This window comes from Maritimimonas sp. 2405UD52-3 (assembly GCF_056591715.1).
In genome coordinates, this window is the sequence record NZ_JBWQOL010000002.1 from 35,099 (window position 1) to 48,277 (window position 13,179).

Consider the following 13,179-nt stretch of genomic DNA (forward strand, 5'->3'; position numbering starts at 1 on the left):
ACCAAATACAATATAGCATATGATATTCATTACAAGCAAAAGCTTATTCTCATTTATACATCATTATAATTACATTTAAATATGAAAGAATACCCACAGTCTAAATTAAACAGAGTTAAAAGAGGTCAAAACAGGGCCACTTATGATGTTTCAAAAATCAACCAAATTTTAGATGCTGGTTTTATTGGTTTTGTAAGTTATGTTTACCAGGGTAAAGCTATAAGTTTACCTATGGCCTATGGCAGATTAGATAATAAAATATTTCTACATGGGTCACAAGGAAATAGAATGCTTTTGTCATTGCTTGAAGCAAAAGAAATGAGTATGACAGTAATGCACCTTGACGCCTTAGTTTTAGCACGTTCAGGTTTACATCATTCGGTTAACTATCGTTCAGCTACACTTTTTGGCTCGGTAAAAAAAATAACTGATAAAAATAAAAAAGAAGCTGCCCTAAAATGCTTTATGGAACATATGCTTGAAGGACAATGGGATCATGTTAGACCTATGCATCCACATGAATTAGATAGAACTATGGTTGTAGAAATGACCATAGAAACTGCTTCAGCTAAAATTAGAGATGTTGGGGTGAATGATGAACCTGAAGATTATGAATTACCTATTTGGGCTGGTTTAGTACCTTTAAAACAAGTTGCAGAGTTTCCTGTGGCTGATCCCGATTTGCCAAAAGGTGTTAAACTCCCAGAGCACATATTGAATTATTATCAAGAACACAAAGTCTAATGCAAGATAAATTTTTTGTCAAAGAATTAGCTTTTGAGGATATTGAAAACGTTATTGATTACTTTCTGAATGCAGATAATGAATTTTTATTGGGTATGGGAGCCGATCCAAAAAAAATGCCCTCTAAAAAAGATTGGATGGTCTATATGACTAATGAATTTGAAAAAGAAAATCGACTAAAATTAATTTACTATGTTATTTGGCAATTAAATAATGAATCTATTGGCCATTGTAATATTAATGATATAAAGTTTGGATTAGAAGCATTTATGCACTTGCATATGTGGAAAAAATCAACTCGAAATAAAGGATTAGGCTTTGAGTTCGTTAAAAAAAGTATTCCTTACTTTTTTGATCATTTCCAACTAAAAAAATTATACTGTAGACCATATGCTTTGAATCCTGCTCCAAATAAGGCACTTCAAAAATCAGGTTTTGAATTCCTTAAAACATACGAAGTAATTCCTGGTAGGATTAGTTTTAAGCAAAAAGTAAATTTGTATAAGTTGAGCAAAGAAAAATTTGAACATCTTTATAAAAATTTCACCTATTAAATATATGAAAGTTTTTGATGTAGTTATACTTACCGATCGTCGTTATGTAACCCCAAAAGAAATAAATGATTACAATCGTAATGTGCTTCTTGAAGATAAATTAGTTCAAGATGCTTTAGAAGAACTAGAATTAAAAGTTGCACGACTATCGTGGGACGATGCTGAATTTGACTGGTCAACAACATCTTATGTTCTATTTAGATCCACCTGGGATTATTTTGATAGATTTAATGAATTCTCATCTTGGCTAAATAGAGTAGGAAAACAAACCAAAATGATCAATTCTGAAAATATCATCCGTTGGAATATTGACAAACGTTATTTTAAAGATTTAGAAGCCAAAGGTATATACTGTGCCCCAACGACCTTTATTGAAAAAGGAAATCAAAAATCGCTAGGGCAACTCCATGAAGAAAATGATTATACAGAAGCTGTGCTAAAACCGGTTTTTTCAGGAGGTGCTCGTCATACATATAAATTGAATCAGGAAAACATCTCGGCTTATGAAGATATATTTGCTGGGCTCACCTCCAATGAACCAATGATGTTACAACCTTTTCAAAACAAAATTGTAACAGAAGGTGAAAAATCTCTTATGCTTATGGGTGGTGAATATACGCATGCTGTTCTGAAAATTGCCAAACAAGGTGATTTTAGGGTGCAAGATGATTTTGGTGGATCTGTACATGAATATCATCCAACACAAGAAGAAATCTTATTTGCTCAGAAGGCAGTTAGAGCATGCAAAGAGCTTCCGTTATATGCAAGGGTTGACATTTTTAATGATAATGACAACAATATTGCGTTAGCTGAGTTAGAATTGATAGAGCCAGAATTATGGTTTAGAAATTATCCAAAAGCAGCACAAATGCTCTCCAAAGCCATAAAAAAATATATAAACAGCCAGAAGTAATGAGTTTAATTGAATGTATATGTCAATCCAAAATTAATACCAAACGATGAATATGGTGCCTCTGTAGAAGGTAAATCACCTTCTCCCCACTTAGCTTCATCCTGTAGTAACGGTAAAAATCGAGCTAATGACTCCTTTGTAGAATCAGGAGTAGCCGGTGAAGCAAGTAAACTCTCTATTCCTGCAACAACTTGATCTCTACTTACATTTTGACCACCAAAAGAAGCAGAGAATTCAGCCAACTCAGAGGTATCTCTGGTTACATTAATACCCATATATTCTAGTTCAGCGAACAAATTTAAATTATCCCCAATAGGAAATTTATAGCCGGCAGCTGCAATACCTCCAATAGGCAGCTTACCATGAAAATCTGTTGTAAAGTCCACATTAAGATCTGCTACAATCGTAGGATCCATAACACTAGGGTCAAATAGAAGTACGGGTAAATCATTAACAGCAACTTTACTAACCGCCTCAGTTCTTCCTCCAATTTTGGTTAACAGACCCGCTCGAACATAGATGTTTTCCGTAATATTATAAATACCAGATAAAGAAGCTCCAAATGCTCTACCTCTAGCAAAAATTTCTGTCTCTGGTAAAGTAGGCACACCAGACACCCTAGCAACGTCTTGATCTGAACCATGTAAATAGCCTAATCCTAATTCAATTGCCCAATTTTCATTAAACAAATAGCCTCCTCTAAGCTGAGCATGTATACCTTCTCCATAGCTTCCTTTTAAATCACTTTGTCCTGCAGCAGTAATTTCTGAGCCTAATGTTTTTTTACCTACTCCAATGGAATAACCACCGCTACCTGAAACATAAAATTGTGCATACGTAGAAAAACAAATCAAACTCAAAAACAGCGAAAGAAGAAACTTATTCATAAAACCAAATTTAATGTTAGTACTATAAATGTATGTAAAATTATTTAGTCAGTATGATATAACCCGAAAAATGATCTTATTTAACAGATTTGGAATACTATTTGACCAATAACTTACAAGTGTAAAATAATGAAAAACACATAGATCTATCATTGTAAATTTAACATTGATAAATACAGCCTAATTAGCTAGTTTTTCATACTTTCGCGCAGGAAAATCTGCAAATGTTTTTTGACTCTTTGTCTGATTTTTAACAACTTAATGAACATTATTCTATGCCAAGTTGGCATGCAAGTATATGGAAGAAAAAAAATTCGATGTTAATACCCTTGTAGGTTTTATATTATTAGGTGCCATTATGATGTGGTACTTGTATACCAATCAACCTACTCCTGAAGAAATAGCACAACAAAAGACAGAGCAAATTCAGGATTCTATTCAAAAAGCACAACAAGCTACTAAAGAGATTGACTCCTTAAAAGAGACTACAGTTGGAGAGGTAGTAAATGATTCTTTAGCATTATCAAATGCTCAAAATCAATTGGGTGCATTTGCCTTTAGTGCAACATTACCATCTGCAAAAGAACAAGAAACGACATTAGAGAATGACCTTGTACGAATAAAAGTTAATAATAAAGGTGGACAGATTTCTGAAGTAGAACTTAAGAACTATAAAACCTGGAAAAAAACGCCTTTGTATCTTATAAAGGATTCCAATGCTTCCTTCAATATTAATTTTGGAACGACAGACAATCGTACCTTAAATACAAAGGATTTATATTTCGAACCCTCTTTGACAACCAATGGTGAGAATCAGGTACTTTCAATGAAGTTGAAAGTAGATGGCAATCGCTTTCTTGAATATAGATATGAGTTAAAGCCCGATGACTATATGATGGATTTTGCCATTAGATCTCAAGGGTTAAATAATGTTATCAATACCTCGCAGGCATTGAATTTAGATTGGGAGTTAAAATCATATAGAAATGAGAAAAGTTATTATGCTGAAAATATGTACACCTGGTACTATTTTAGAGCTGATAATGATGTAGACTACCTTTCGACAGATGATGATGAAACAGAAGAAGATGTTGATTGGGTAGCTTATAAGCAACATTTTTTCACCTCCATTCTAAAAACAGATACGCCTTTTAGTACAGCAAAAATATCTTCAAAAGAACTCGTTGAAGATGAAGATATAGACACCATTTATGGTAGAAAATTTACCATGCAGGCTCCACTGGATATGAAAAGTGGTGAGCTGAACTACGCTATGAATATGTACTACGGACCTAGCGATTATGATACCTTAAAACAATATAAGGGTACTGATCTAGATGAGTCTGTAGATTTAGGCTGGGGTATTTTCGGCTTTATCAACCGCGTAGTTTTTGTGCCTGTATTCAATTTTTTAAGTGGATTTATCGGAAACTATGGATTACTAATCATCTTGATGACTATTGTAGTACGCATTTTAATGTCTCCTGTTGTTTATAAGTCATACTTATCAAGTGCTAGAATGAAAGTGCTGCGACCTGAAATGCAGGCTATTAATGACAAATATCCTGGTAAGGAGAATGCTATGAAACGTCAGCAGGAAACAATGGCATTGCAACGCAAAGCTGGTGTAAGTCCCTTGGCAGGGTGTATCCCGGCATTGATACAAATGCCTATTTTCTTTGCCCTATTCAAATTTTTTCCGTCTGCTATAGATTTACGTCAAAAAGGATTCTTATGGGCAAATGACCTATCATCATATGATACTATTGCCAAACTGCCTTTTAAAATTCCTTTTTATGGAGACCACATAAGTTTATTCCCTATTCTGGCTTCCATTGCTATCTTTTTCTATATGCGTATGACCCAAAGTCAACAGGCAAATATGACACCACCTGCACAAGAAGGTATGCCAGATATGGGCCAGATGATGAAAATGATGATGTATTTTTCACCATTATTAATGTTGGTTTTCTTTAATAATTATGCCAGTGGGTTAAGTTTATATTACTTTATTTCAAACTTGTTGACCATTGCCATTATGTTCGTTATCAAGAACTATGTAATTGATGAACAAAAAATTCATGCTCAGATAGAAGAAAACAAAGCACGCCCAGAAAAGAAGAAAAGTAAATTTAGACAACGGTTAGATGATGCTATGAAGCAAGCTCAAGCTCAACAAGCAGCTCAACAAAAATCTAAGAGGAAATAGGCTATCTCTACTTTATTATAAAACAATAAAAAAACGAAGTTAAGCTTCGGTTTTTTTATTGTTTTAAAGATCGTCAAAAATGATATGTTGATAAGCACCTATGTCTGGAGAAGCAATTCTATCAACATTCAAAATGTCTAATGGAACCGCTAGAGCACCATCTAAAGAAGCATTTCCTATAGCTCCTGACTCTTCACCAATAATAAAATTATTGGTGTCAATGTCTCTATAATCCGGTATTCCATTTCTAATGATATTTTCATACAATGATGTGTTCGTAAAATCATATAATGGATTACTCAATAGATCCTGACTGCTGGTATTGAACCTAAGTAAAGAATGAGATAGCTTAAAATTAAAGTCTGCTCCATCTAATCTATCTAAAACAAACTCTACATTTTGATTACCATCTATGATACAATTGGTAAAATTAGCTTCCTGCAAATCAACTAAATTAGCTACTTCATTTCCATTTTCAATAGTAATGAAAAAGTTATTAAGCAATAAAGTAGGTAACTGTCTAAAGTTGGAACTCCAATAATTAGCAAATGTACAATGAGTAAAATTGTAGATTCCACCTGCGGTGCAGGCCACACTTGATTGCCCATTATTACCTATTACTAAATTTTCGCCATTTATATTGGTAGCGCGTCCTAAGATACCATGATTAGATGTATTATAGATTTGAGTATTAGTAACGAATAGTGTAGGGTTAGAATTTACATTATTATCAACCAGTAATCCAACGATACCATTTTTTATAATAGCATAATCAATTTCATTATTTACACTACCGGATCGCAACCATATAGTTCCCCATTGACCAGGCACTTCTGAAAACTCAGGTTCTAAACGATCGCCTTCAAACAATACTTCATTTTCAAGTATTCCGTTAACCTTTAAGGATCCTCCTTCTTGAACCAAGATTCCAGAATCTGCATGAAAGTTTACCGTAGCACCCGCCTCTATAGTTAATGTTTTTCCTTGCGGGACAGCTACATAGCCATAAACTACATGTGGTTTATCACTTTGCCATGTAGTATCGTCATCTAACAAAAAACCACTAACAGAGAGTTCGTTTCCTTCTTCATCAAGCCCTAAAAATATTGTTTCTCTTACGGTTTGTGAGAGTTGCCTTGGAAACCAAAAATGGGCATCTTGTACCAGTGTAACGAGATCTACATCTTGAAGATTTGCACCCGCATCAAAAACTACCGAATCTGTATAAATGGGATTACTCACTTGTTCAAAATCTATGGTAGCTTCTACAAAGACAAAAATGCTATCTTTAGCAAGGATATCTATATTTTCAAATGATTTTCCTGAAACGCCATCTACATTAAGTCGGTAAAAAGAATCTTCTCCCCTACCTAACGTAATGGTAGGAATGGTAATAGCATCATTACCCCTATTATACACTTTAAAACTTCTTGTGCTTGATCCAATATTGGTGAAAACAGTATCTAAAAAAACGGTATCTCTAGAAAAAGTGAGGTTACCGCTACTGCCAATAGTGTCAAAATCCTTACGGCAAGAACCAATAGATATTAGTAATACAATAATACTAACGAATTGAAGAAATCTCATAAGAATTTAAATGTAAATTATTTTTTCTTCAATTTAATTTCAAAAACTTTATTCCAGTTTTTACCCGTAACAAATAGGCGATCATTATCAGCATCGTAAGCTATACCATTTAATACATTATCTGATCCTTTTTGGCCGGCTTTAGGTTGTAGACCTTTTAAATCTACAATTCCTTCAACTGTACCATTCCCTGGGTTTATAATTAAAATACTATTTTGTTGCCACTTATTGGCATAGACTTTTCCGTTAATATATTCAATCTCATTTAGCTTATCTACTTTTCTATCATGCGTGTAAGCCTCAACAAACGAATCTTCTTTCTGAGTATTGGGATCTAAAAACCATACACGCTCAGTTCCGTCTGTTTTAATAAGTTTGTCGGCTGAATGTGAAAGTCCCCATCCTTCTTTACTTTGAGCGTAAAAAAATTCTTTTTCTTCATCAAAAGAATCTAAGTCAAATACAAAACCCTTCTTACTTTGCCAAGTAAGCATAAAGATCTTATCATCATAAATAGTCATTCCTTCACCAAAATATTTTCTGTTTAAATCTTTCTTTTGAAGTACCTCACCGGTTTCCAGATTTACTTTTCTAAGAGAAGATTTCCCATATTGTCCAGTACTCTCATATAAAAAACCATTGTGAAACTCTAAACCTTGTGTAAATGCATTCTTGTCATGTGGAAATTCATTTATGATTTCAAAGTCATAAATCTCTGGGGCTTTAGAAGCCAGAAAATGAACCGTATTTATTAGTTGTTTTTGTGTATTATTAAAGAATACTGTAGCCGTAACAGCATGTTTACCTAAGCGCATATTAGATATATCTATACCTTCATTGGTGATTCTCTTACCATCCAAATAATACAAAACAGAATCTATTATCTTATTGTTTTTTTCAACAACATTTAGACTAAGCTTTTGATTGATCTGAATATTTTTTGGTGAAACAAGTGATAACTTATATCCATCACCACAAGCGGTAAAAAGAACTGCCGAAACCGCTAAAACCATGAGTGTTTTAAGATTCATACGTTTTTTTATTCAAAAAGTATTTTAATTGTTTGAATTTTCAAAAATAGTATTAAATTTGCACTCTCAAAACCGAGAGGTAGATTTTTAGTCATATAAAGACTATAATTTAACAATTAAAAAAAGTTTTACGATGAGAAAAGGAATTCATCCAGAAAATTACAGAATGGTAGCTTTTAAAGATATGTCTAATGATGATGTATTTTTAACAAAGTCTACTGCTGAAACAAAAGAAACGATTGAGGTTGAAGGTGTTGAATACCCATTGGTTAAGTTAGAAATTTCAAGAACATCTCATCCTTATTATACTGGTAAAGTGAAATTAGTTGATACCGCAGGCCGTATTGATAAGTTCAAGAACAAATACGCTAAGTTCAAAAAGTAATTTCAGTCTAAAGAACAATAAAAAACCTCGGAATTTTCATTCCGAGGTTTTTTTATTTAAATCTATTGTAAAAATTATATTTTCTTCATTTGTTGCTTCATCATCTGAATCTGCTCTTTCAGCACACCATGCTTATCTAATTTCTTAGCTTCGGCAATTAAATTAGTAGCTTCACGCTTTCTACGCTTGGTCATGGCTATACCAGCCAATTGTAATTTTGCCATTGCCAAATCATGATGCATAGATAATCCCAAACCAATAGCTCTTTTAAAATACTTTTCGGCCTGTGTTAAGTTGGTTTGCGAAAGCATAATACCTTGCAAAAAATTATAATAACCTTCCTGTTTTTTTATCAAAGCGGCGCTCGGGTTTTTAATATATGATAACCATTTAGATGCGCCTGCAAAATCCTGTCTTCGCATCTTCAAAAAAGCTAATAAGATAAATTCATTCTTAAAATAGAAGAACACAAAAATTCCAGCCAATAAAACCAGTGAAATTCCATTACCAATATTTCCTTCTACAAACTGATAAATTGCCCATGCAAATACCAGTACTGCTATAACTAACTTAATATTTTTATTAAACATTTATATCCTAAATTTTGAAGGCGCAATTTACAAAATGATTTTGGCTTAATGACAATTTACAAGGCTATTCATCTGTTGATAAAAAGTTCAGTCTAGAATATACTATCTTTATTCTTTAAACGTTTAAAATCTACGATTTTAACCCTCCCCTTTATGTTTAAGAGAATACTTAAATATCTTCTCATTCTTGTTTTTATTGGTGTATTGCTATTAGGTGCATTTATAGCCTCCGTTTATTATGGTGTTTTTGGTGAACTCTATACCGAAGAAGAACTAAAATCTTTCAAAAATCAAACGGCTACACTGGTCTTATCTGAAGAAGGTGTTATCATTGGAAAATTTTATGCCGAAAACAGAACCAATGTAAACTATGATAAGATACCTAAACACCTTATCAATGCATTAGTAGCTACAGAAGATGCACGCTATTTTGAACATAAAGGAGTAGATTCACGTAGCCTACTACGTGTACTATTCAAAACAATTTTGCTAAATCAAAAAAATGCGGGTGGCGGTAGTACTATAGATCAACAGCTTGCCAAAAATATGTATGGGCGTAAGAGTCATGGTTTCTTGACAATGCCTGTCAATAAAACCAAAGAGGTCTTTTTAGCAAGAAAGCTTGAAGATATTTATAGTAAAGAAGATATTTTAACACTATACCTTAATACTGTTCCTTTTGGGGAAAATGTGTTGGGCATTGAAGCTGCCTCCAGACGTTTTTTTAACAAACCTGTTGAAAAATTGAAAGTTGAAGAAGGCGCTGTTTTAATTGGAATGTTAAAAGCCAACACCTATTATAATCCAAGGTTATATCCAGAAAATGCCGTACAACGGAGAAATGTGGTGCTCGGTCAAATGGAAAAGTACCAATACCTGACAGCCACAGAAAAAGATTCGCTTCAGAATATAAAACTTACTCTTGATTATGCCAATTTAGAATCAGAAGGGCCTGCCAATTATTTCTTAGTGCAGGTAAAGGATGACGTTAATGAAATACTAGAAGCTTATAACAAAAAAAATGGTACTGATTATTCTATAGAAAATAGTGGACTTACTATAAAAACCACCCTAAACCTCAATCTACAGACCTATGCATTAAGAGCTTATAAAAGTCATTTGAGTGTGATGCAAGACCGGCTTAGAAAACAATATAGAAGTGGTACCAGTAGAACTGCCCTAAATAATTTAGTTACTAAAGAATTGAAGCGTTTAAAATTGACCAAAACGGCAAATGAAAAGAAAAATAGGGAGGTTTTCGGTTGGAACGGTTTTTATACCGATTCTATCTCTGTAAAAGATAGCTTGCGGCAGACCATGACTTTATTACATGCCGGATTTTTAGCTATGGACCCGAGGAATGGGGCTATAAAAACTTGGGTAGGTGGTATAGATTATAGAACGCAACCTTATGATCAGATATTTGCTCAACGTCAAATTGCTTCAACCTTTAAACCTATATTATATGCCACAGCTTTAGAAGCAGGTAAAGACCCTTGTGAGTATTTAGATAATGAACGATTAGTCTTGACTGATTTTGATAATTGGGAACCACAAAACTATAATAGGTCCATCGGCGGAAAATATACAATGGCCGCTTCTTTGGCAAAGTCAATGAACATTCCCACAGTAAATTTATTCTTAGAAACTCCGTATTCTAGTTTGAATAACGTTTGGAAAAAAATGGGTTTTTCTCAAGAACTGATAAACAAACCATCTATAGCCCTAGGTACTTCAACCGCTAGTATTTATGAATTAGCAATTGCCTATGCCGCTTTTGCAAATAGTGGTTATAAAGTAAAACCTCAAACTATTTTATCAATAAAAACATCGGATGGTGAGGTAATCTACTATAATAAATTACTGAGGAGTAATAACAAAGTACTTAGTGAGCAATCAGCAAACTCAATGAATGCAATATTACAGAAAGCTATTAATGAAGGTACAGGTGTGTCCTTAAGAAGCACTTATGGTATTTCATTGCCCCTAGCTGGAAAAACAGGAACATCACAAGATTATGCAGATGCCTGGTTTGCTTCTTACAATCCTAATTTAGTAATGGTAACACGTGTAGGTGCTTCCTCTCCACTAATTAAATTTAATACAGGTTCAAATGGGTCTGGTAGTAAGCTGGCTTTACCATTAGTTGCTAAGATGCTTCAGACTGTGCAGCGTACTAATTGGATCAAAAAAACTTATTTTACAAAATTTAATCCTGTTACTGAAATATTTCAAGACACCATTTACTGCCCTGATTATATAGAAGTAACCGGACTAGAAAAGTTTTTTGAAAATATTTTTAAAGGACAAAATACAACACTGGAAAAAGAACAACGTCGTGCTGAACGAAAAGCCAGAAGAAGACTAAAAAGAGAAGAGAGAAGGCAAAAAAGAGCGCAGAAAAAATCGAATTAACGTTTTTTTTGTGCCTCTGGGGGTAGGAATTTTACTAGCTAAATTGTTATATTGTTAAGGAAAATAATATCTTTGAATTAAATTACTATTTATTTTAAAGAAAAAGTTTAACAATTTTACTAGTAAAAAATGACTTGTTATGGTAAGAAAACTCCCCTATTTTTTAATTGCTTGCTGTTTTATCGCGCTATCCTTTTATAGTGAAAAGGATTCTGTAAAGTATTATAAATCAGCATTTGGTCAAGGCTATATTAGCATTGAAACTACAAAAGATGATAAAGGCAATACTGTTATCAATACTACTGTTGATGCTAACTTTGCCAATGAGGTATTAGATTTTAACTTAAGCACAACCTGTGATTCAGATAAAATGTTAGAAGCTACCGGAATGGTATTTGATGGTACTATTGATTCCAATATGGCTCCTGTTAATTTTTCAGGTGAGCGTGTAAAAACAAAGAACAAAGCTTCATTTTGGGCTTTTAAAGGTGACTTTAAACATAAAATGAGTCCTGATCCTGAAGTGAAAGAATTTATTCCTTCTAAGCATCATGCAATGATTAGAATGCCAGAAAGAACAATTCCATCATTTAATATTTTAGCAATTGTTCCTAATCTAAAATTTGAGAAAGAAGGTACTTTTAAGTTCAATTCATTAGATGAAACGAAGCTTTATGTGAAGAAAAACCAAACAGTTAACTATTTAGGTAAGCATAAAGAGTTCATTGATGGTGAAGAAAAAGAATTACACAAATTTGTACACCAAGGTAAAGGCATGAAAGATGCTTATTACTGGGTGGATGATAATAAAGAGTTAGTAAAAATACTATTTGACGGTAAATTTGCGTTTACCCTAAGTAGTAAAGAAGCAATATTCCAGAATAATGTTGCAGATGGTAGCGAAGATTAAGTTACCAAAATTTAGAGTTTAAGTTTGAGAATCCGTAGTGTAAAAGCTACGGGTTTTTTTATGTATTTAAACGCAAGCTTTAATGGATTTCATATTCATTTTTTTTCAAGGGTTGTTGGCAATCCTTTCTCTTATGACCATAGTTTGGCTTATAAGTATATTCATAAAAAATGTAAGTATTGTAGACTCCTTTTGGAGCATTGGCTTCATCATTGCAGCATTCGTTTATTTTATACAAACTAATGGTTTTGAACTTAGAAAACAACTAGTCTTATTCTTAGTAATCATATGGGGTCTACGATTGTCTATTTACATTACCTGGCGTAATTGGGGTAAAGGAGAAGATTATAGATATCAGCAGTTCCGTAAAGACTATGGAGTAAAACGTTATTGGTGGTTTAGTTTTTTTCAGGTCTTTGTATTGCAAGGTCTTTTATGTTGGCTTATTTCTGCTCCATTGTTAGCAGCTATGCATTATAAAACTGATACTTCATTAAATATTATAGATATAATAGCTATCATAGTTTGGCTAGTCGGTTTTATCTTTGAAGCGGGTGGTGATTATCAATTAGCTAAGTTTAAATCTAATCCCAACAATAAAGGGAAAGTTTTGCAAACCGGTTTTTGGAAATATACCAGACACCCTAATTATTTTGGCGATGCAACAGTTTGGTGGTCATTTGGTTTATTTGCTGTTGCAGCCGGAAGTTATATTCCATTATTTAGCTCGTTATTAATGACTGTACTAATACTCAAAATTTCAGGAGTTGCATTATTGGAACGAACCATTAAAGACAGAAAACCAGCCTATAAAGCATACATAGAAAGAACCAGTGCATTTTTCCCTTGGTTTCCAAAAAAACCAAAAAAATGAGTTGGATTCAAAACAATATATGGTTATTGTTATTTATAATTTGGGGACTTCCACTCACCTACTACAGAAGCAATTTTAGA

At 33.3% G+C, this 13,179-nt stretch carries 12 protein-coding genes; 8 read left to right on the forward strand and 4 right to left on the reverse strand.

Annotated features, from left to right (window positions below):
* Positions 1-81: 81 nt before the first annotated feature.
* Genes AC1EU5_RS04270 through AC1EU5_RS04280 form a run of 3 tightly spaced genes read left to right on the forward strand, consistent with a single transcriptional unit; the run spans position 82 to position 2,211 of the window.
* Positions 82-744 carry a pyridoxamine 5'-phosphate oxidase family protein gene (locus AC1EU5_RS04270; RefSeq protein WP_480191123.1) on the forward strand — a complete coding sequence of 221 codons (663 nt, stop codon included), beginning with the start codon at positions 82-84 and terminating at the stop codon, positions 742-744.
* Positions 744-1,298, forward strand: a complete 555-nt coding sequence (locus AC1EU5_RS04275) for a GNAT family N-acetyltransferase (RefSeq protein ID WP_480191124.1) — start codon at positions 744-746, stop codon at positions 1,296-1,298. Before AC1EU5_RS04270 ends, AC1EU5_RS04275 begins: the two co-directional genes overlap by 1 nt.
* Before the next feature lie 4 nt (positions 1,299-1,302).
* The gene (locus tag AC1EU5_RS04280) at positions 1,303-2,211 is read left to right on the forward strand and encodes an ATP-grasp domain-containing protein (protein ID WP_480191125.1); all 909 of its coding nucleotides are present in this window, start codon (positions 1,303-1,305) and stop codon (positions 2,209-2,211) included.
* Between the two features lie 5 nt (positions 2,212-2,216).
* Here the strand turns inward: AC1EU5_RS04280 and AC1EU5_RS04285 are convergent, their stop codons facing one another.
* Positions 2,217-3,098: a porin family protein gene (locus AC1EU5_RS04285; RefSeq protein ID WP_480191126.1), complete on the reverse strand. Its 882-nt coding sequence runs from the start codon at positions 3,096-3,098 to the stop codon at positions 2,217-2,219.
* A gap of 298 nt (positions 3,099-3,396) precedes the next feature.
* On the opposite strand from AC1EU5_RS04285, the gene yidC reads away from it, so the two are divergent.
* Complete coding sequence (gene yidC / locus AC1EU5_RS04290; protein ID WP_480191127.1) at positions 3,397-5,307, forward strand: membrane protein insertase YidC; 1,911 nt, start codon at positions 3,397-3,399, stop codon at positions 5,305-5,307.
* A gap of 63 nt (positions 5,308-5,370) precedes the next feature.
* On the opposite strand, the gene AC1EU5_RS04295 is transcribed toward yidC, so the two are convergent.
* Positions 5,371-6,894 (reverse strand): hypothetical protein, encoded by a 1,524-nt coding sequence (locus tag AC1EU5_RS04295; protein ID WP_480191128.1) that lies wholly within the window; start codon positions 6,892-6,894, stop codon positions 5,371-5,373.
* Positions 6,895-6,911: 17 nt separating this feature from the next.
* Entirely contained in the window at positions 6,912-7,925 is a 1,014-nt protein-coding gene (locus AC1EU5_RS04300) for a glutaminyl-peptide cyclotransferase (RefSeq protein ID WP_480191129.1), read from the reverse strand.
* A 133-nt stretch (positions 7,926-8,058) separates the two neighbouring features.
* Here AC1EU5_RS04300 and AC1EU5_RS04305 point away from each other — a divergent pair, with 133 nt between their 5' ends.
* Complete coding sequence (locus AC1EU5_RS04305) at positions 8,059-8,310, forward strand: type B 50S ribosomal protein L31 (protein WP_480191130.1); 252 nt, start codon at positions 8,059-8,061, stop codon at positions 8,308-8,310.
* Positions 8,311-8,384: 74 nt separating this feature from the next.
* Here AC1EU5_RS04305 and AC1EU5_RS04310 read toward each other — a convergent pair whose 3' ends face one another.
* Positions 8,385-8,900, reverse strand: a complete 516-nt coding sequence (locus AC1EU5_RS04310; RefSeq protein ID WP_480191131.1) for a DUF2892 domain-containing protein — start codon at positions 8,898-8,900, stop codon at positions 8,385-8,387.
* A gap of 153 nt (positions 8,901-9,053) precedes the next feature.
* Here AC1EU5_RS04310 and AC1EU5_RS04315 point away from each other — a divergent pair, with 153 nt between their 5' ends.
* The 3 genes from AC1EU5_RS04315 (at position 9,054) to AC1EU5_RS04325 (ending at position 13,099) form a co-directional block, all read left to right on the forward strand.
* On the forward strand, positions 9,054-11,315 hold the full coding sequence (locus AC1EU5_RS04315) for a transglycosylase domain-containing protein (RefSeq protein ID WP_480191132.1): 2,262 nt from the start codon (positions 9,054-9,056) through the stop codon (positions 11,313-11,315).
* A 139-nt stretch (positions 11,316-11,454) separates the two neighbouring features.
* The gene (locus tag AC1EU5_RS04320; protein WP_480191133.1) at positions 11,455-12,225 is read left to right on the forward strand and encodes a hypothetical protein; all 771 of its coding nucleotides are present in this window, start codon (positions 11,455-11,457) and stop codon (positions 12,223-12,225) included.
* 82 nt (positions 12,226-12,307) lie between these two features.
* Positions 12,308-13,099 carry a DUF1295 domain-containing protein gene (locus AC1EU5_RS04325; RefSeq protein ID WP_480191134.1) on the forward strand — a complete coding sequence of 264 codons (792 nt, stop codon included), beginning with the start codon at positions 12,308-12,310 and terminating at the stop codon, positions 13,097-13,099.
* Positions 13,100-13,179: the final 80 nt, after the last annotated feature.

Excerpts from the sequence above, each read along its gene's own strand:
- AC1EU5_RS04280 (WP_480191125.1), top strand. The coding sequence starts at position 1,303 with ATGAAAGTTTTTGATGTAGTTATACTTACCGATCGTCGTTATGTAACC.
- AC1EU5_RS04270 (WP_480191123.1), top strand. The coding sequence starts at position 82 with ATGAAAGAATACCCACAGTCTAAATTAAACAGAGTTAAAAGAGGTCAA.
- AC1EU5_RS04285 (WP_480191126.1), bottom strand. The coding sequence starts at position 3,098 with ATGAATAAGTTTCTTCTTTCGCTGTTTTTGAGTTTGATTTGTTTTTCT.
- AC1EU5_RS04320 (WP_480191133.1), top strand. The coding sequence starts at position 11,455 with ATGGTAAGAAAACTCCCCTATTTTTTAATTGCTTGCTGTTTTATCGCG.
- AC1EU5_RS04275 (WP_480191124.1), top strand. The coding sequence starts at position 744 with ATGCAAGATAAATTTTTTGTCAAAGAATTAGCTTTTGAGGATATTGAA.
- AC1EU5_RS04325 (WP_480191134.1), top strand. The coding sequence starts at position 12,308 with ATGGATTTCATATTCATTTTTTTTCAAGGGTTGTTGGCAATCCTTTCT.
- AC1EU5_RS04310 (WP_480191131.1), bottom strand. The coding sequence starts at position 8,900 with ATGTTTAATAAAAATATTAAGTTAGTTATAGCAGTACTGGTATTTGCA.
- AC1EU5_RS04295 (WP_480191128.1), bottom strand. The coding sequence starts at position 6,894 with ATGAGATTTCTTCAATTCGTTAGTATTATTGTATTACTAATATCTATT.
- AC1EU5_RS04315 (WP_480191132.1), top strand. The coding sequence starts at position 9,054 with ATGTTTAAGAGAATACTTAAATATCTTCTCATTCTTGTTTTTATTGGT.
- yidC (WP_480191127.1), top strand. The coding sequence starts at position 3,397 with ATGGAAGAAAAAAAATTCGATGTTAATACCCTTGTAGGTTTTATATTA.
- AC1EU5_RS04305 (WP_480191130.1), top strand. The coding sequence starts at position 8,059 with ATGAGAAAAGGAATTCATCCAGAAAATTACAGAATGGTAGCTTTTAAA.
- AC1EU5_RS04300 (WP_480191129.1), bottom strand. The coding sequence starts at position 7,925 with ATGAATCTTAAAACACTCATGGTTTTAGCGGTTTCGGCAGTTCTTTTT.